This is a genomic window from Cellulomonas persica, from assembly GCF_007989825.1.
In the GTDB taxonomy this organism is placed as follows: domain Bacteria; phylum Actinomycetota; class Actinomycetes; order Actinomycetales; family Cellulomonadaceae; genus Cellulomonas; species Cellulomonas persica.
The window spans coordinates 89180-106949 of sequence record NZ_BJUA01000007.1 but is presented as its reverse complement, the minus strand read 5'-3'; the positions used below and the strand labels follow the sequence as shown (position 1 = coordinate 106949).

At 72.3% G+C, this 17770-nt stretch carries 17 protein-coding genes; 12 read left to right on the top strand and 5 right to left on the bottom strand.

Annotated elements, in window-relative coordinates; genetic code table 11:
• Positions 1 to 31 precede the first annotated feature (31 nt).
• From trpS to CPE01_RS08605, 3 genes are all read left to right on the top strand, one after another.
• The gene (gene trpS, locus CPE01_RS08615; protein WP_146806241.1) at positions 32 to 1051 is read left to right on the top strand and encodes a tryptophan--tRNA ligase; all 1020 of its coding nucleotides are present in this window, start codon (positions 32 to 34) and stop codon (positions 1049 to 1051) included.
• Positions 1048 to 1629, top strand: a complete 582-nt coding sequence (locus CPE01_RS08610) for a 2'-5' RNA ligase family protein (protein WP_146806240.1) — start codon at positions 1048 to 1050, stop codon at positions 1627 to 1629. The genes trpS and CPE01_RS08610 overlap by 4 nt, the downstream gene beginning before the upstream one ends.
• Before the next feature lie 105 nt (positions 1630 to 1734).
• A complete protein-coding gene (locus tag CPE01_RS08605; RefSeq protein WP_246783818.1) occupies positions 1735 to 2727 on the top strand; it encodes a YihY/virulence factor BrkB family protein in 993 nt (330 codons plus the stop codon).
• A gap of 87 nt (positions 2728 to 2814) precedes the next feature.
• Here the strand turns inward: CPE01_RS08605 and CPE01_RS08600 are convergent, their stop codons facing one another.
• From CPE01_RS08600 to sdhC, 5 genes are all read right to left on the bottom strand, one after another.
• The gene (locus tag CPE01_RS08600; RefSeq protein WP_246783817.1) at positions 2815 to 3579 is read right to left on the bottom strand and encodes a phosphotransferase; all 765 of its coding nucleotides are present in this window, start codon (positions 3577 to 3579) and stop codon (positions 2815 to 2817) included.
• A 114-nt stretch (positions 3580 to 3693) separates the two neighbouring features.
• Complete coding sequence (locus tag CPE01_RS08595) at positions 3694 to 4455, bottom strand: succinate dehydrogenase iron-sulfur subunit (RefSeq protein ID WP_146806238.1); 762 nt, start codon at positions 4453 to 4455, stop codon at positions 3694 to 3696.
• Positions 4455 to 6302 carry a succinate dehydrogenase flavoprotein subunit gene (sdhA, locus tag CPE01_RS08590; protein ID WP_146806237.1) on the bottom strand — a complete coding sequence of 616 codons (1848 nt, stop codon included), beginning with the start codon at positions 6300 to 6302 and terminating at the stop codon, positions 4455 to 4457. The genes CPE01_RS08595 and sdhA overlap by 1 nt, the downstream gene beginning before the upstream one ends.
• Positions 6303 to 6327: 25 nt before the next feature.
• Positions 6328 to 6786, bottom strand: a complete 459-nt coding sequence (gene sdhD, locus CPE01_RS08585; protein WP_146806236.1) for a succinate dehydrogenase, hydrophobic membrane anchor protein — start codon at positions 6784 to 6786, stop codon at positions 6328 to 6330.
• 3 nt (positions 6787 to 6789) lie between these two features.
• Positions 6790 to 7209 carry a succinate dehydrogenase, cytochrome b556 subunit gene (gene sdhC, locus CPE01_RS08580; protein WP_146806235.1) on the bottom strand — a complete coding sequence of 140 codons (420 nt, stop codon included), beginning with the start codon at positions 7207 to 7209 and terminating at the stop codon, positions 6790 to 6792.
• Between the two features lie 397 nt (positions 7210 to 7606).
• Here sdhC and CPE01_RS08575 point away from each other — a divergent pair, with 397 nt between their 5' ends.
• The 9 genes from CPE01_RS08575 (at position 7607) to CPE01_RS08535 (ending at position 17731) form a co-directional block, all read left to right on the top strand.
• Positions 7607 to 8743: a mannose-1-phosphate guanylyltransferase gene (locus CPE01_RS08575; protein WP_146806234.1), complete on the top strand. Its 1137-nt coding sequence runs from the start codon at positions 7607 to 7609 to the stop codon at positions 8741 to 8743.
• A 91-nt stretch (positions 8744 to 8834) separates the two neighbouring features.
• Entirely contained in the window at positions 8835 to 10085 is a 1251-nt protein-coding gene (locus CPE01_RS08570) for an amidohydrolase (protein WP_146806233.1), read from the top strand.
• 236 nt (positions 10086 to 10321) lie between these two features.
• Complete coding sequence (locus tag CPE01_RS08565; RefSeq protein ID WP_146806232.1) at positions 10322 to 11443, top strand: BMP family lipoprotein; 1122 nt, start codon at positions 10322 to 10324, stop codon at positions 11441 to 11443.
• Between the two features lie 98 nt (positions 11444 to 11541).
• Positions 11542 to 13062, top strand: coding sequence for an ABC transporter ATP-binding protein (locus CPE01_RS08560; protein WP_146806231.1), 1521 nt, complete (start codon positions 11542 to 11544; stop codon positions 13060 to 13062).
• The gene (locus CPE01_RS08555) at positions 13059 to 14402 is read left to right on the top strand and encodes an ABC transporter permease (protein ID WP_146806230.1); all 1344 of its coding nucleotides are present in this window, start codon (positions 13059 to 13061) and stop codon (positions 14400 to 14402) included. The genes CPE01_RS08560 and CPE01_RS08555 overlap by 4 nt, the downstream gene beginning before the upstream one ends.
• The gene (locus CPE01_RS08550) at positions 14399 to 15694 is read left to right on the top strand and encodes an ABC transporter permease (protein WP_146806229.1); all 1296 of its coding nucleotides are present in this window, start codon (positions 14399 to 14401) and stop codon (positions 15692 to 15694) included. The genes CPE01_RS08555 and CPE01_RS08550 overlap by 4 nt, the downstream gene beginning before the upstream one ends.
• A gap of 5 nt (positions 15695 to 15699) precedes the next feature.
• The gene (locus CPE01_RS08545) at positions 15700 to 16095 is read left to right on the top strand and encodes a cytidine deaminase (protein WP_146806228.1); all 396 of its coding nucleotides are present in this window, start codon (positions 15700 to 15702) and stop codon (positions 16093 to 16095) included.
• Positions 16092 to 17381: a thymidine phosphorylase gene (locus CPE01_RS08540; RefSeq protein WP_146806227.1), complete on the top strand. Its 1290-nt coding sequence runs from the start codon at positions 16092 to 16094 to the stop codon at positions 17379 to 17381. The genes CPE01_RS08545 and CPE01_RS08540 overlap by 4 nt, the downstream gene beginning before the upstream one ends.
• A gap of 131 nt (positions 17382 to 17512) precedes the next feature.
• Positions 17513 to 17731, top strand: coding sequence for an Rv3202a family protein (locus CPE01_RS08535; RefSeq protein WP_146806226.1), 219 nt, complete (start codon positions 17513 to 17515; stop codon positions 17729 to 17731).
• The last annotated feature ends 39 nt before the right edge of the window (positions 17732 to 17770 follow it).

The window sequence follows — 17770 nt, the reverse complement described above, 5'->3', positions numbered from 1 at the left end:
CCCGACGAGCCGCTCACAGATAGGTCCCGCAGTGCCACAGACCGCTCGCATCTTCTCCGGCATGCAGCCCACCTCGGACTCGCTGCACCTCGGCAACTACCTGGGTGCGCTGACGCAGTGGGTGGCCCTGCAGGACGGCAACGACGCGATCTACTGCGTGGTGGACCTGCACGCGCTGACCGTGGGCCCGGACCCCGCGGTGCTGCGCGAGCGCACGCGCCGCACGGCCGCGCAGTACCTCGCGGGCGGCGTGGACCCGGCGCGCTCGACGCTGTTCGTGCAGTCGCATGTCGCGGAGCACGCCGAGCTCGCGTGGATCCTGTCCTGCCACACCGGGTTCGGTGAGGCCTCGCGCATGACGCAGTTCAAGGACAAGTCCGCCAAGCAGGGGACCGAGGGCACGACGGTCGGGCTGTTCACCTACCCGGTGCTCATGGCGGCCGACATCCTGCTCTACGACACCGCGAAGGTCCCCGTGGGCGAGGACCAGCGCCAGCACCTCGAGCTCACGCGCGACCTCGCGCAGCGGCTCAACTCGCGGTTCGGCGCGGGCACGTTCGTCGTCCCCGAACCGCACATCGTCAAGGAGACCGCCAAGATCTACGACCTGCAGGACCCGACCGCGAAGATGAGCAAGTCCGCGGGCTCGCCCAACGGTCTGATCGAGCTGCTCGACAACCCGAAGACGATCGCGAAGCGCATCCGCTCGGCCGTGACCGACACCGGCCGCGAGATCCGGTTCGACCCCGAGAACAAGGCGGGCGTCTCGAACCTGCTGACGATCTTCTCGGCGCTGTCCGGGCGGAGCATCGCCGACCTCGAGGCCGAGTTCGACGGCAAGGGCTACGGCGACCTCAAGGTCGCGCTCGCGGACCTCGTCGTCGAGTGGGTCACGCCGTTCCAGGCGCGCGTGAACGAGTACCTGGACGACCCGGCCGAGCTCGACGCGGTCCTGGCGGCCGGCGCGGAGAAGGCGCGGTCGATCGCGGCCGTCACGCTCGACCGGGTCTACGAGCGGTCGGGTCTCCTCGCCCGGCGAGCGCGCGCGTGAAGCTGCCCGAGCTGGTCGGGGACCAGGTGATCGCGGGCGTCGCGATCACCATCCCCGAGCCGTACGGCAGCCAGCTCCAGTCCGCGCGGGCCCGTCTCGGGGACCCCCAGGCGCCGGCGATCCCGCCGCACATCACGCTGCTCGGGCCCACCGCGATCGACCCGGCCGACGGCTCGGTCGTGGACGCGCACCTGCGTGCGGTGGCCGCTGCGCACGCGCCGTTCGTCGTGCGGCTGCGCGGGACGGGGACGTTCCGGCCGGTCTCGCCCGTGGCGTTCGTCCAGGTGGCCGACGGCATCGCGGGGTGCGAGCAGCTCGAGGCCGCGGTGCGGCAGGGTCCGCTCGCGCAGGAGCTGCGGTTCCACTACCACCCGCACGTGACGGTCGCGCACGAGCTGTCCGACCAGCAGCTCGACGACGCGATGGACGAGCTCGCGGACTTCGACGCGGCGTTCGTCGTGACCCGGTTCCACTGCTACGTGCGCGGCGACGACGAGGTCTGGCGCACGCGCTCGGAGTACCGGTTGACGGGCCGAGCGTCGCGTCACGTGACGGACGAGGTCCGGGCGGCGGACTGAGCGCCGCCGCGGCGGCCGCGCGCCGCGTGGGTCGGAGTCGGGACCCGTCCGCGTGCCGCCGTCCCGCTGCTCACCTAGCCTCGTGAGGTGGAACGAGGACACGACGTGGTGGAGCCCGCAGCGGGCTCGGGCGCTGCCCACCTGCACGCCGCGGCCGACGTCGGCGAGGACGTCACCCCGCCGCGGCGGTCCGTGGCGGCGCGGCTCGTCGCCCGCGGGCAGGCGCTGCTCGCCTGGTGGCAGCAGACGCGGCCCGCGCGGGCGAACGCCCGGTTCGGGGAGCGCGGCGGCGGGGTCCTCACCGGCGGGATCGCGTACGCGGCGCTGTTCTCGGTCTTCGCGGCGCTGACGATCGGCTGGACGATCTTCATGGCCGTCCTCGGCGGGAACGACGAGCTGCGGGAGCAGGTGCTCGAGGCGATCGACAGCGCGCTGCCCGGCCTGGTGCAGACGAGCCCGGGCGACGAGGGCCTCGTCGACCCGACGACGCTGCGCCTGAGCGCGGGCCTCACGGCCGCCGGTGTGGTCGCGTTCGTCGTGCTGCTGATCTCCGCGCTGTCCGCGACGGCTGCGCTGCGCACCGGGGTGCGCGCGATGTTCGCCGACGAGGGCGGCGGCGGGGGACTGGTGCTGGGCAAGCTGCGCGAGCTCGGCGGGCTCGCGGGGCTCGCGCTCGCGGTGCTGGTCTCGGCCGTGCTCACCACGGGCGTCGCGGGCGCCGTGCAGTGGGTGCTGCGCGAGCTGGGCTGGAGCGGCGCGACGACGGTGGCCGTGGGGGTCGCGGGTGCGCTCGTCGCGTTCGTCGTCGACGCGGCCGTGTTCGTGCTCGTCGTGCGGGTCCTCGCGGGCATCACGCCGCCGCGGCCGGACCTGCTGCGGGGCGCGGTCATCAGCGCCGTGGGGGTCGGGGTCGTGCGGGTCCTCGGCACGTCGGTCGTCGCGGGCAGCGCCACCAAGAACCCGCTGCTCGCGTCGTTCGCGGTGATCGTGACGCTGCTGGTCTGGGTCAACCTCATCGCCCGCATCGTGCTGCTCGCCGCCGCGTGGACGGCGAACCCGCCGCCACGGCCGCCGGCGGGCCAACCCGCTGCGTCCTGAGCCACCGTCCCCGGCCCGAGCACGGGCCGCGGCGCCGCAGGCGCGCGGGGCCGTCCGCCGACGCGTCCGACTCGCCCGAGCGCGGCGTCAGGCGTGCGTGAGTGCGGCCGCGATCTCGTCGGTGCGGACGACGAGCCGCGCGAGCCGCTCACGCGTGCTGGCCGGCTCCCCGCGCTCGCCGAGGCGCAGCATGCCCTCGTCGCCCGCGCGCTGACCCGCCTCGATGCGGTCGCACGAGTCGGTCAGCCGGCGCTCGACGTGCCGCAGCAGCCGCTCGGGGTCGGTGCCGTAGGCGTCGGCCAGCACCTGCAGGCCGTGCGCCATGCGGGCCGCGTCGTCGTCGGGGAACAGCAGCGGGGACGCCCACGCGAACATCGCGAGGTCGTCGAGCGGCACGCCCGGGCCCGCGACGTCCCAGTCGAAGACCCCGACGAGCTCGTCCCCGTCGAAGGTCAGGTTGTACATCGCGAAGTCGTGGTGGCAGACGATCTCGCCGGCCTGCAGTGCGCGGTCGGCGAACCGCCAGCGCCGCGGGCCGCGCGGGAAGTCCGCGACGACCTCGTGATACTCGCGCAACCAGCGGGCGGCCGACGCGAGCTGGCCGTCGGTGAGCGCGACGACGCCTACGGGGACCACTTCGCCGGGCAGGTACTCGAGGACCTCGCGACCGCGCTCGTCGATCCCGTGCACGCGCGGTACGCAGCGCAGCCCGGCGTCGGTGAGGAAGCCGAGGAGCTCGTGGACCGCGGGCGTCCACGGGCCCGTGGGGCGCCGGACGGTGTCGCCCACGCGCACCGCGCCGCCCACGTTGCCGCCGGGCAGCACGACCTCGTCGTCGGGTGTCGGGATCACCGGGACACCCAACCACACCCGCGCGGTGCCGGGCAGGGACGACCACGCCCGCCGGCGTCGACCTCGGCGTGCGTGCCGGGCCGACGCAGGCGGGCGTCGTCGGTGCTGCGGACCTCAGAAGGCGCGCGTGATCATCGCGCGCTTGACCTCCTGGATCGCCTTGGTGACCTCGATCCCGCGCGGGCAGGCCTCGGTGCAGTTGAAGGTCGTGCGGCAGCGCCACACGCCCTCCTTGTCGTTGAGGATCTCGAGCCGCTGCGCGGCGCCCTCGTCGCGGCTGTCGAAGATGAAGCGGTGCGCGTTGACGATGGCCGCCGGGCCGAAGTACTGCCCGTCGGTCCAGAAGACCGGGCACGACGACGTGCACGACGCGCACAGGATGCACTTGGTCGTGTCGTCGAACCGCGCGCGCTGCTCGGCCGACTGCAGCCGCTCCTTGGTGGGCTCGTTCCCGGTGGTGATGAGGAACGGCATGATCTCGCGGTAGGAGGCGAAGAACGGCTCCATGTCGACGACGAGGTCCTTGATCACGGGCAGACCCTTGATGGGCTCGACCGTGATCGGCTTGGACGGGTCGAGGTCCTTGAGCAGCGTCTTGCACGCGAGCCGGTTGCGGCCGTTGATCCGCATGGCGTCCGAGCCGCAGATGCCGTGCGCGCACGAGCGGCGGAACGTGAGCGAGCCGTCCTGCTCCCACTTGATCTTGTGCAGGGCGTCGAGCACGCGGTCGGTGCCGTGCACCTGCAGCTGGAAGTCGTCCCAGCGCGTGACGGCGGTGCCGTCGTCGCCCGGCAGGTGCCGGGCGACGCGCAGGGTGACCGTGAAGGTGGGCACGGCTCCGACCTTGGCGGGTGCGTCCGCGATCGTGGCAGTCATCAGTACTTGCGCTCCATCGGCTGGTAGCGGGTCATGGCGACGGACTTGGAACCCAGCACCAGCTGGTAGTCGTCGAAGGTCTCGACGCGGTGGAACGACCCCTCGGCGTCGCCGTCCCCGCCCGCGGACCACTGCCGGCCCTCGCTCGGGACCGGGCGGCGGTACGCCATGGTGTGCCGCATGTAGCCCTCGTCGTCGCGCTTCGGGTAGTCCTCGCGGAAGTGACCGCCGCGGGACTCCTTGCGGTTGAGCGCGCCGACGACGACCGTCTCGGCGATGTCGAGCAGGAAGCCCAGCTCGACGGCCTCGAGGAGGTCGGTGTTGAACGTGCGGGACTTGTCCTGCACGGACACGGCCTGGAACCGCTTCTGCAGCGCCTTGACGTCGGCGAGCGCCTGCGTGAGCGACTCCTCGGTGCGGAACACCTGGGCGTTGGCGTCCATCGTCTCCTGCAGGGCCTTGCGGATGTCCGCGACGCGCTCGCCGTCGGGGCGCGTGCGGATCGTCTCGAGCTCCGCCTCGACCGTGGCGGCCGGGTTCGCGGGGATCTCGACGAAGGCGGCCTCGGCGGCGTACGCGGCGGCCGAGCGGCCCGCGCGCTTGCCGAACACGTTGATGTCGAGCAGCGAGTTCGTGCCCAGGCGGTTCGAGCCGTGCACCGAGACGCACGCCACCTCACCGGCGGCGTACAGGCCCTTGATGACGTCGGTCTCGTTGCGCAGCACCTCACCGGCGACGTTCGTCGGGATGCCGCCCATGGCGTAGTGGGCCGTGGGGTACACCGGGACGGGCTCGGTGTACGGCTCGATGCCCAGGTAGGTGCGCGCGAACTCGGTGATGTCCGGGAGCTTGGCGTCGATGTGCGCGGGCTCCAGGTGCGTCAGGTCGAGCAGCACGTAGTCCTTGTTCGGGCCTGCGCCCCGTCCCTCGCGGACCTCGTTGGCCATCGACCGGGCGACGATGTCGCGCGGGGCCAGGTCCTTGATCGTCGGGGCGTAGCGCTCCATGAACCGCTCGCCCTCGCCGTTGCGCAGGATGCCGCCCTCGCCGCGCGCGGCCTCGGACAGCAGGATGCCCAGGCCCGCGAGGCCCGTCGGGTGGAACTGGAAGAACTCCATGTCCTCGAGCGGGATGCCGCGGCGGTACGCGAGCGCCATGCCGTCACCGGTCAGGGTGTGCGCGTTCGAGGTCGTCTTGAAGATCTTGCCCGCGCCGCCGGTGGCGAACACGACCGCCTTGGCCTGGAAGACGTGGATCTCCCCGGTCGCGAGCTCGTACGCGACGACGCCCGAGACGTTGACCTCCTCACCCTCGGGCACATGCCCCGCGGCGAGGTCGTGGTCGACGAGCAGGTCCAGCACGTAGAACTCGTTGAAGAACTCGACGTCGTTCTTCACGCACTGCTGGTAGAGCGTCTGCAGGATCATGTGACCCGTGCGGTCCGCCGCGTAGCAGGCGCGACGCACGGCGGCCTCGCCGTGGTTGCGCGTGTGCCCGCCGAACCGGCGCTGGTCGATCCGGCCCTCGGGCGTGCGGTTGAACGGCAGGCCCATCTTCTCCAGGTCGAGGACCGCGTCGATGGCCTCCTTGGCCATGATCTCGGCCGCGTCCTGGTCGACGAGGTAGTCACCGCCCTTGACGGTGTCGAACGTGTGCCACTCCCAGTTGTCCTCCTCGACGTTGGCCAGCGCGGCGCACATGCCGCCCTGTGCCGCGCCGGTGTGGGAGCGGGTCGGGTAGAGCTTGGAGATGACGGCGGTGCGTACGCGCGTGGAGGACTCGAGGGCCGCGCGCATCCCGGCGCCGCCTGCGCCGACGATGACGACGTCGTACTGGTGCGTCTGCATGTGAGTCAGGGCTTCCTTCGGGGCGTCAGGCGGTGCAGAACGACGGCAGCAGGTCGAGCGGCGCGTCGGTGGGGCACGGGTTGAACGTGAAGATCACGAGCGTCCCCAGGACGACCGTCACGGTGAAGGCGAGGTACAGCAGACCCTTGAGAACCAGGCGCGTGCCGTCCTTCGACGCGTAGTCGTTGACGACCGTGCGCATGCCGTTCGTGCCGTGGATCATCGCGAGCCACAGCATGAGCAGGTCCCAGATCTGCCACAGCGGTGACGCCCACTTCCCGGCGACGAAGCCGAAGTCGATCGCGGAGATCCCGTCACCCGCCACGAGGTTCATGAACAGGTGGCCGAAGATCAGCACGATGAGCAGCGCGCCCGACGCGCGCATGAACACCCAGCCGTAGAGCTCGGTGTTGCCGCGCGTGGTCAGGCGCGACGGACGGGCGCGCGGCGGACGCGGCGCCTTGGGGTCGGCGATCGTGGTCATCGGTCACTCACCCCCGAAGACGTGCATCAGGTGCCGCGGCAGGAAGCCCGCCATGGTCACGACGAACAGGCCGATGACGATCCACAGCATCACGCGCTGGTACTTCGGGCCCTTGGCCCAGAAGTCCACGAGCATGATCCGGACGCCGTTGAAGGCGTGGAACACGATGGCGGCGACGAGGCCGGCCTCACCGAGTCCCATGACCGGGTTCTTGTACGTCCCGATCACCTCGTTGTACGCCTCCGGGGAGACGCGCACGAGCGACGTGTCGAGCACGTGCACGAGCAGGAAGAAGAAGATCGCGACGCCGGTGACGCGGTGTGCGACCCAGGACCACATCCCTTCACGCCCTCGGTAGAGCGTGCCGAGGGGCGCCTTCTTCTTCGCCTGTGGCGAGGAGGGCGCGGTGGGCGCTGCGGACACGGGAGGTGCCTCCTGGCGAGTCAGGGGTTGGGACGGCCTCGTCCCATGGGCTCCCTCACTGTATAGACCCGCGCGGGTCCCTTCGCACGACCCTGGGCCCAGACCGCGCGTGTGACCAAGTGCACACCGTGGGACGTGCGGGCGACTCCGGTCAGCTCGTGCCGGTTCGTTCCCTCGCGCCGGCTCCACGCGCCGGCGCACCCGGTCCAGGACGCGTCTGGGTGCAGGCATGAATGCAGCGACGGTGCACCGGGCCCGCAGGGATCCTGCATCCCACGCTGCAGCCACCGGCGGCGCGGGACGGGGAGTGCGGGGCCCGGGCGGGTGCCGAGCCCGGTCGAGGGTGAGGTGCCCGGGAGCGGCTTGGCGGCGTGCCCGAGCAACTAGCCTGACGCGCATGTCCGACGAGACGCACGCACCCGTGGCCGGCCCGATCCCGGGGTTCCACGCGGTGATCCCGGCGGGCGGCGCCGGCACGCGGCTGTGGCCGCTGTCGCGCGCGGGCCACCCCAAGTTCCTGCTCGACCTCACGGGGTCCGGGCGCACGCTGCTGCAGGCGACGGTCGAGCGCCTGGCACCGCTGACCGGACCGGACGGCGTCGTCGTCGTGACCGGCGTGCGGCACGAGGCCGAGGTCGCGCGGCAGGTGCCGGGGCTCGACGCCGGCGGGGAACGCGGTCGCCTGCTCGTCGAGCCGTCGCCGCGCGACTCGATGGCGGCGATCGGCCTGGCGGCGGCCGTGCTGCTCGAACGGCACGGCGAGGACGTCGTGCTGGGGTCGTTCGCGGCCGACCACGTGATCGACGGGACCGCGCAGTTCGAGCGGGCCGTGCGTGAGGCGGTCGCGGCCGCGCGCGAGGGCTACGTCGTGACGATCGGCATCACCGCGACGGGGCCCTCGACCGCGTTCGGCTACATCCGCTCGGCGGACCCGCTGGGCGTCGCGGGCGCGCCGAGCGCGCAGCACGTCGCAGGCTTCGTCGAGAAGCCCGACGAGCAGACCGCGATCGCCTACCTGGCCACGGGGGAGTACCGCTGGAACGCGGGCATGTTCGTCGTGCGGGCCGCCGTGCTGCTCGACCACCTCGCGCAGCAGATCCCGGGCCTGGCCGCGGGGCTGCGCGAGATCGCCCGAGCGTGGGACACGGACGCGCGCGGCGACGTGCTCGCGCGCGTGTGGCCGGGCCTGACCAAGATCGCGATCGACCACGCGATCGCCGAGCCGGTCGCCGCCGCGGGCGGCGTGGCCGTCGTGCCGGGCGACTTCCGCTGGGACGACGTCGGCGACTTCGCCTCGCTCGCGGACCTGCTGCCCGCCGCGACGCTGGGCGACGAGGCGGCGGTGCTGCGTCTGGACGCGCCCGGCGCGTTCGTCGTGCCGGCCGCGGGGCGGACGGTCTCGGTCGTCGGCGTGCCCGACGCGGTCGTCATCGACACGCCCGACGCGCTGCTGGTCACGACGCGCGCGCACGCGCAGCAGGTCAAGGGCGCTGTCGACGCGTGGCGGACCGCAGGGCGCGACGACCTGCTGTAGCAGGGCCGACACGTCAGCACGGCAGCGCGCCCGGCGCCTGCCGCGGTGGACCGCCCCGGCCCGCGTCCGCGCGCGGCGATAACCTCGCGGGGTGCCAGTCCTGCCTTCCGCCGTCCCGTCGCTCGACACGCTGCGCCCCGCGCCGACCGCCGCAGGAGTCCTGCGCCTCGCGCGGCTCGTCGACTCCCTCCGGGACGAGCTCGTCGAGATCCGCCGTGACCTGCACGCCCACCCCGAGCTCGCGCGGACCGAGGAGCGCACGACGCGCGTCGTCGCCGACCGGCTGCGGCTCGCGGGCCTCGAGCCGCGGCTGCTGCCCGGCAGCGGGCTCGTGTGCGACCTCGGACCGTCGCACGCCCAGACCGGGCGCGGCCGGATCGGCCTGCGCGCCGACCTCGACGCGCTGCCCGTCGCCGACGAGTGCGGCTTGCCGTGGACGTCGACGCACCGCGGCGTCGCGCATGCGTGCGGCCACGACGTGCACACCACCGCCGTCCTCGGGGCCGGGCTCGCGCTCGCGGAGCTCGCGGCCGCGGGTGAGCTCGCCACGGGGGTGCGCCTGATCTTCCAGCCGGCCGAGGAGGTCCAGCCGGGCGGGTCGCTCGACGTGATCGCCGCGGGCGGGCTCGACGGCGTCGCGCAGATCTTCGCGGTGCACTGCGACCCGAAGGTCGACGTCGGCCAGGTGGGCACGCGCATCGGGCCCATCACGTCGGCGAGCGACGAGGTGACGGTCACGTTCTCCGGCGCGGGCGGGCACACGTCGCGCCCGCACCTGACGGGGGACCTCGTGTACGCGATGGCGCAGGTCGTCACGCAGGTGCCCGCGATCCTCGGGCGTCGGCTCGACCCGCGCTCGGGCGTGAACCTCACGTGGGGCGCCGTGCAGGCGGGCACCGCGCACAACGTCATCCCCGGTACGGGCTCGGTGCGCGGCACGCTGCGCTGCCTGGACGTGCGCGCGTGGGAGTCGGCGTCGCAGGTGTTCCACGACGCGGTCGAGCAGGTCGTCGCGCCGTACGACGTCGAGGTCGAGATCCGGCACCAGCGCGGCGTGCCACCGGTCGAGAACGACGAGCGGGCGACCACGGTCCTCGAGGCCGCGGCGCGCGACGTGCTCGGCGACGAGGCCGTGAACCTCACCGAGCAGTCGCTCGGTGGCGAGGACTTCGCGTGGTACCTCACGCGCGTGCCGGGGGCGATGGCGCGGCTGGGCACGCGCACGCCCGGCGGGCGCACGTACGACATCCACCAGGGCGACCTTGTCGTCGACGAGCGTGCGATCGAGGCCGGTGCGCTGCTGCTGGCGCGCGCCGCGGTCCGCGCGGGGGCCGGTGCCTGACCTGTCCGATCGGTCCGCGGTGACCGTCTCGCATGGCGGTACTGCACATCCGCCACCTGAGCAGATGTACCAAGTGCGTAACGGAACCTGCGGCGATACCCGCCGGTAACAAGCGCGTCACCGGACGCTCACTACAGTCCGAGTCATCGATGCCGACCGTGCCGAGGTCGGGACCGCGCACCCGCGCGTTCTCCGACGGTCCGGCCAGGTGTTCTGACGAGACTCAGGAGAGACGCGTGAAGAAGCTCATCCAGGTGGCCGCGCTCAGCGGCGCGGTCGCCCTCGCGCTCGCCGCGTGTGGCGACGCCCCCGACGACAGCAACTCGACGCCGGGCGCCGGCAGCACGACGGCTGAGACCGCAGCGCCGACCGCCGAGCCGATCGACTTCAAGGCGTGCATCGTCTCCGACGCCGGTGGCTTCGACGACCGCAGCTTCAACCAGCTCTCCTACGAGGGCACCAAGAAGGCCGCCGACGAGCTCGGCGCGGGCTTCGCCGAGGTCCAGTCCGACTCGGCCGCCGACTTCCCCGGCAACCTGCAGAGCCTCGTCTCCGAGAGCTGCAACGCCATCGTCTCCGTCGGCTTCGCGCTGTCGGCCGACACCGTGACGTCCGCGACCGAGAACCCGGACATCCACTACATCCTGGTCGACGACGCCGCGGACAACGACTTCGACGGCACCAAGGACGCCGAGAACATCAAGCCGCTGCTGTACGACACGGCGCAGGCCGCGTTCCTCGCGGGCTACCTGTCGGCGGGCTACTCCGAGGCCGGCAAGGTCGGCACCTTCGGCGGCCAGCCCTACCCGACCGTGACGATCTTCATGGACGGCTTCAAGCAGGGCGTCGAGTACTACAACAAGACCAAGGGCACCTCGGTCCAGGTCGTCGGCTTCGAGGGCGGCGACAAGGGCTCCTTCACCGGTGGCTTCGAGGCGAACGACAGCGCCAAGGAGGTCGCGGCCGGGATCATCGACCAGGGTGTCGACGTGATCCTCCCCGTCGGTGGCCCGATCTACCAGTCGGCCATGGACGCCATCGCGGACGCCGGCCGTGACATCGCGCTCGTCGGCGTGGACGCCGACTTCTTCGAGACGGACACGAGCACGCAGGACCTCGTCCTGACCTCGATCCTCAAGAAGATGGACGTCTCGGCGTACGACGCCGTGCTCGCCGCGGGCCAGGGCAACTGGGACCCCGAGGCGTACGTCGGCACGCTCGAGAACGGTGGCGTCGGCCTGGCCCCGCTGCACAACTTCGAGAGCAAGGTCGACCCGGCGCTGTGGGCCGAGGTCGAGCAGCTGCAGCAGGACATCATCGACGGCAAGGTCGAGGTCACCTCGTACCTGAACCAGTGATCGCGACGCTGTGAACCCGACGCGGCGGGGAGGCCCTGCGTGGCCTCCCCGCCGCGTGTCGTCGTGCGGCACGTGCCGCCAGTCACCAGGATCAGGACATGAGGCTTGAGCTTCGAGGCATCACCAAGCGCTTCGGGTCGCTCGTCGCGAACGACCACATCGATCTCGTCGTCGAGCCGGGCGAGATCCACTGCCTTCTCGGGGAGAACGGCGCCGGCAAGTCCACGCTGATGAACGTGCTGTACGGCCTGTACACCGCGGACGAGGGCGAGATCCTCCTGGACGACGAGGTCCAGAGCTTCTCCGGCCCCGGCGACGCGATGGCGGCCGGCATCGGCATGGTGCACCAGCACTTCATGCTCATCCCCGTCTTCACGGTCGCCGAGAACGTCATGCTCGGGCACGAGCAGACGCGCGGCGGCGGCCGGCTGGACCTCGAGGCGGGCCGCGCGAAGGTGCGCGAGATCGCCGACCGGTTCGGCTTCCACGTGGACCCCGACGCCGTCGTCGAGGAGCTCCCCGTCGGCGTGCAGCAGCGCGTCGAGATCATCAAGGCGCTCTCGCGCGACGCCAAGGTCCTCGTGTTCGACGAGCCGACCGCGGTGCTCACGCCCCAGGAGACCGACGAGCTCATGGCGATCATGCGCCAGCTCAAGTCCGAGGGCGTCGCGATCGTCTTCATCACCCACAAGCTGCGTGAGGTCCGCGAGGTCGCGGACCGGATCACGGTGGTCCGTCGCGGTGCGATCGTCGGCGAGGCCTCGCCGGGCGCGAGCGACGCCGAGCTGGCGGCGCTCATGGTCGGCCGCGCGGTCGAGCTCACGGTCCGCAAGGACGCCCCGACGTACTCCGAGTCGGCGCTCGTCGTGAAGGACCTCGAGGTCAGCGACGCGCGTGGCACGGTGCTCGTCGACGACGTGTCGTTCACGGTGCGCGGTGGCGAGGTGCTCGTCGTCGCGGGCGTGCAGGGCAACGGCCAGACCGAGCTCGCCGAGGCGCTCGCGGGTCTCCAGCCCAACGTGCGGGGCAGCATCACGCTCGACGGCCAGGAGCTCGTGGGTCGTAGCGTCCGGCAGATCATCGACGCGGGGCTCGGGTTCGTCCCCGAGGACCGCGGCGTCGACGGTCTCGTCGGCTCGTTCACGGTCGCCGAGAACCTCATGCTGAACCGCGCCGACGAGGCGCCGTTCGCCAAGCTCGGCATGCTCCAGCTCAAGGCGCGCGACCAGTTCGCGCGCGACAAGGTCGACGAGTTCGACATCCGCACGCAGGGCATCGACGTCCCCGCGGGACGACTGTCGGGCGGCAACCAGCAGAAGGTGGTCCTCGCGCGCGAGCTGTCGCGTGAGCTGCGCCTGCTGGTCGCCGCGCAGCCCACGCGCGGCGTGGACGTCGGCTCCATCGAGTTCATCCACAAGCGGATCGTCGAGACGCGTGACGCGGGCATCCCCGTCATCGTGCTGGCGACCGAGCTCGACGAGGCGGTCGCGCTGGGCGACCGGATCCTCGTGATGTACCGCGGTCGGGTCGTCGGCATCGTGCCGTCGACGACGCCGCGCGACGTGATCGGCCTGATGATGGCCGGGATCGCGCCTGACGACGCAGGAGAAGCGGCATGAGCGCCTCGCAGAGCGCACCGGCCGGCGACGCAGCCGAGCGCACGGTGGCCCCCACGAGCCCGGACTCGGGCGGCGCGGACGGCGGGCCCGACCACCGGTGGCGCGAGGCGATCGCGCGCGTGACCTCGGGCGGCTGGGCCGTCGCGGTCGGCGCGGTGATCCTCGCCGTCGTCGCCGGGTCGATCATGATCGCGGTCACCGACCCCGAGGTCCAGAAGGCCGCGGGGTACTTCTTCTCGCGACCCGGCGACCTGCTGAGCGCGGTCGGCGACGCGGTCGGGGGCGCGTACTCGGCGCTGTTCCGCGGCGCGATCTACAACTACAACGCGGACACGTTCGAGAAGGCGATCCGGCCGCTCACGCAGTCGCTCACGTACGCGACGCCGCTGATCCTCGCGGGTCTGGGCATCGCGATCGGCTTCCGGTCCGGCATGTTCAACATCGGCGGCCAGGGGCAGATGCTCATGTCGGCCGCCGCCGCCGGGTGGGTCGGCTTCTCGTTCGACCTGCCGGCCGGGCTGCACCTGTTCGTGGCGGTCGCCGCGGGCGTCGTCGCCGGAGCGTTGTGGGCGGGGATCGCGGGTGTCCTCAAGGCGACGACGGGCGCGCACGAGGTGATCGTCACGATCATGCTCAACTACATCGCGTTCTACCTGCTGTCGTACCTGCTCGCGACGCCCGGGCTGCTGCAGGCGCCCGGCTCGGCGAACCCGAAGACGCCGCCGATGGCGGGCTCCGCGGTCCTGCCGCGCATCTTCGGCCCGCAGTACCCGCTGCACCTGGGCTTCCTGCTCGCGCTCGTCGCCGTGGTGCTCGTGTGGTGGCTGCTGAACCGCTCGAGCCTCGGGTTCCGGTTCCGCATGATCGGCGAGAACCAGTACGCGGGTCGCGTCGCGGGCGTCAACGTCTCGCGCACGATCGTCGGCTCGATGCTCGTCGGCGGTGCCCTCGTCGGCGCCGCGGGTGCCACCCAGGTGCTCGGCCTGATCACCAACGGGTTCGGCTCGGACATCGACGCGGGCGTCGGGTTCGACGCGATCACCGTCGCGCTGCTCGGCAGCTCGCAGCCGGTCGGCGTGTTTTTCGCGAGCCTGCTGTTCGGTGCGTTCAAGGCCGGCGGCTCGGCGATGCAGGCCGCTGAGGGCATCCCGATCGAGATCGTCCTCGTCGTCCAGTCCCTCATCGTGCTGTTCATCGCGGCACCCCCGCTGGTCCGGGCGATCTTCCGCCTGCCCCAGCCGGACAAGCACAGCTCGGGCAGGAAGAAGCCGCGCGAGTCCAAGGCGGCCGCCGCGATGGCCGCGCCCACCACCCCGACGGCGGACGGAGCAGCACGATGACCGCCCTGGCACCCGCACCCGTGGCTGTCCCGGACCCCGAGGCCCATCGTCAGGTCGCGGTCGTCAGCCGCAAGGCGCCGATCGCGTTCGCGGTCGTCACCGCGCTGTTCGCGCTCCTGCTGCTGGTCGCCCCGCGCGAGGGCGACGCGACGTTCCGCTTCGCGACCGTCGGTGACCTGTTCACGATCCCCGACGCGACCGTGCCCGGCATGGGCACCGCGTGGGTCACGGTCGCGCTCATGGCCGTCGCGACGGTCGTCGCGTTCGTCCTGGCCAGCCGGCGGCGCCGCGTCCCGGTGTGGCTCTCGCTGCTGTTCGCGTTCGTGTTCCTCGTCGGCTTCCTGGCGTGGGCCGCAGCGGGCAGCGCGAGCGACATCCCGGCCGTGCGCCTCATCGGCGGCTCCGTGCTCCTGTCCGTGCCGATCGTGTTCGGCGCGCTCGGCGGCGTGATCGGCGAGCGTGCGGGCGTCGTCAACATCGCGATCGAGGGGCAGCTGCTCGCGGGCGCGTTCTCCGCCGCGTTCGTCGGCTCCGCCACGGGCAGCCCGTGGGTCGGCCTGTTCGCCGCGGTCCTGTCGGGTGTGCTCGTGGCGCTCGTCCTGGGCGTCTTCGCGATCACCTACAAGGTCAACCAGGTCATCGTCGGTGTCGTGCTCAACGTGCTCGTGATCGGCGTGACGAGCTTCCTGTACTCGCAGGTGCTCGTGCCGAACGCGGAGAAGTTCAACGACACCGAGCGGTTCTCGCGCATCGCGATCCCCGTGCTGTCGAAGATCCCCGTGATCGGCCCGGCGCTGTTCAACCAGACGATCGTCATCTACCTCATGTACCTCACGGTGCCCGCGGTGTGGTTCGCGCTCATGCGGACCCGCTGGGGGCTGCGGGTGCGTGCGGTGGGCGAGCACCCGAGCGCGGCCGACACCGTGGGCATCAAGGTCGAGCGCACGCGGTACCGCGCGCTCATGATCGCCGGTGCGATCGCGGGCGTCGGCGGCGGTTTCTACACCGTCGTGTCGGTCTCGAGCTTCGGCAAGCAGATGACCGCGGGCGCGGGCTTCATCGCCCTGGCCGCCGTGATCTTCGGCAAGTGGGACCCGATCCGGGCCGCGCTCGCCGCGCTCCTGTTCGGCTTCGCGTCGAACCTCGAGGGCGCGCTGTCGATCGTCGGGGCCCCGGTGCCCAGCCAGTTCATGCTCATGCTGCCGTACGTCGTGACGATCCTGGCCGTCGCGGGCCTCGTCGGACGTTCGCGCGGCCCGGCGGCCGCCGGTGAGCCGTACATCAAGGAGTGAGTCGCGTGCAGGTCGACTGGGATGCGCTGCGCGCGGTCGCCACCGAGGCGATGGGCAAGGCGTACGTGCCGTACTCGAAGTTCCCCGTGGGGGCCGCGGCGATCGCCGACGACGGCCGCGTGGTCTGCGGGGCGAACATCGAGAACGCGAGCTACGGCGTCACGCTGTGCGCCGAGTGCTCGCTGGTCTCGGCGCTGGTCATGTCCGGCGGCGGGCGCCTCGTGGCGTTCACGTGCGTCGACGGGCACGGCAACGTGCTCATGCCGTGCGGCCGCTGCCGCCAGCTCCTGTTCGAGCACGGCGGCCCGGGCCTCGTCCTGGAGACCGTCTCGGGCATCCGGACCATGGACCAGGTGCTGCCCGACGCGTTCGGGCCCGCCGACCTCGAGGAGCGGGCATGAGCGAGCAGTTCGACGCGGTCGACGTCATCGTCGCCAAGCGTGACGGGAACCGGCTGAGCGACGCGCAGATCGACTGGGTCATCGACGCGTACACGCGTGGCGTGGTCGCCGACGAGCAGATGTCGGCGCTCAACATGGCGATCCTGCTCAACGGCATGGACCGCGCCGAGATCGCGCGGTGGACCGCCGCGATGATCGCCTCGGGCGAGCGCATGTCGTTCGCCGACCTGGGCCGCCCGACCGCCGACAAGCACTCGACCGGCGGCGTGGGCGACAAGATCACGCTGCCGCTCGCGCCGCTCGTCGCGGTGTTCGGGGTCGCGGTGCCGCAGCTGTCGGGCCGCGGCCTGGGGCACACGGGCGGCACGCTCGACAAGCTCGAGTCGATCCCGGGCTGGCGTGCCGCGCTGACCAACGACGAGATGATGCGCCAGCTCGCGGATGTCGGTGCGGTCATCTGCCAGGCCGGCTCGGGCCTCGCGCCCGCCGACCGCAAGCTGTACGCGCTGCGGGACGTGACCGGCACGGTCGAGGCGATCCCGCTCATCGCAAGCTCGATCATGAGCAAGAAGATCGCCGAGGGCACGGACTCGCTCGTGCTCGACGTCAAGGTCGGCTCGGGCGCCTTCATGAAGGACCTGGACCGTGCGCGCGAGCTCGCCCGCACCATGGTCGAGCTCGGCACGGACGCGGGCGTGACGACCACGGCGCTGCTCACCGACATGTCGACGCCGCTCGGGCTGACCGCGGGCAACGCGCTCGAGGTCCGTGAGTCCGTCGAGGTGCTCGCGGGCGGCGGGCCGGCGGACGTCGTCGAGCTCACGCTCGCCCTCGCGCGCGAGATGCTCGACGCCGCCGGCCAGCCCGACGCGGACCCCGCGGCGGCCCTGGCCGACGGGCGCGCGATGGACGTGTGGCGCCGGATGATCCGCGCGCAGGACGGCGACCCCGACGCTCCGCTGCCGTGGGCGCGCGAGACCGAGCAGGTGCTCGCGGAGTCCGACGGCGTGCTGACGACGCTCGACGCGTACGCCGTGGGCATCGCGGCGTGGCGGCTCGGCGCGGGCCGTGCGCGCAAGGAGGACCCGGTGCAGGCCGGTGCGGGTGTGCAGATCCACGTGCGCCCGGGCGAGCGGGTCACCGCCGGTCAGCCGCTGCTCACGCTCCACACGGACACCCCCGAGCGGTTCGACCGCGCGCGCGACGCGCTCGTCGGCGGCATCGTCGTCGACGCCGCCGCGGCTCCGGGTGCCGGCCCGCTGGTGCTCGACCGGATCACGGCCTGACGCCGCCGCTCCGCGCCGGCACCGCTCGTCCGCACGCCCCGACGTGGCACGTGACCTGCGGCGACGGCCCGATGGCGCGGGCCGTTCGTCGGGACAAGGATGGGTGGACGACCGGCGATGAGGAGGACGTGATGAGCACGCTGCCCGGACCGGACGCGTGGCGCGACGCGGGGCTCGAACCCGCCGACCCCGAGATCCCCGCGCGCCTGACCGACGAGGACCAGCCCGAGCTCGACCCCGAGGAGTACACCCCCGGGTTCGCGCGGCCGGACCGTGACGGCGCCGCCGACGAGGCGGACGTCGTCGAGCAGGACACCGAGGTTCCCACCGACGACGAGGACGACGCGTGAGCGAGCACGACCACAGCAGCGACGAGGGCGCCGCCGAGA

Bases quoted from the DNA above. Each gene is read 5' to 3' on its own strand.
- CPE01_RS08595 (WP_146806238.1), bottom strand. From the start codon at position 4,455: ATGACTGCCACGATCGCGGACGCACCCGCCAAGGTCGGAGCCGTGCCC.
- CPE01_RS08535 (WP_146806226.1), top strand. From the start codon at position 17,513: ATGAGCACGCTGCCCGGACCGGACGCGTGGCGCGACGCGGGGCTCGAA.
- CPE01_RS08575 (WP_146806234.1), top strand. From the start codon at position 7,607: ATGTCCGACGAGACGCACGCACCCGTGGCCGGCCCGATCCCGGGGTTC.
- CPE01_RS08550 (WP_146806229.1), top strand. From the start codon at position 14,399: ATGACCGCCCTGGCACCCGCACCCGTGGCTGTCCCGGACCCCGAGGCC.
- CPE01_RS08540 (WP_146806227.1), top strand. From the start codon at position 16,092: ATGAGCGAGCAGTTCGACGCGGTCGACGTCATCGTCGCCAAGCGTGAC.
- CPE01_RS08560 (WP_146806231.1), top strand. From the start codon at position 11,542: ATGAGGCTTGAGCTTCGAGGCATCACCAAGCGCTTCGGGTCGCTCGTC.
- sdhD (WP_146806236.1), bottom strand. From the start codon at position 6,786: ATGACCACGATCGCCGACCCCAAGGCGCCGCGTCCGCCGCGCGCCCGT.
- CPE01_RS08555 (WP_146806230.1), top strand. From the start codon at position 13,059: ATGAGCGCCTCGCAGAGCGCACCGGCCGGCGACGCAGCCGAGCGCACG.
- sdhA (WP_146806237.1), bottom strand. From the start codon at position 6,302: ATGCAGACGCACCAGTACGACGTCGTCATCGTCGGCGCAGGCGGCGCC.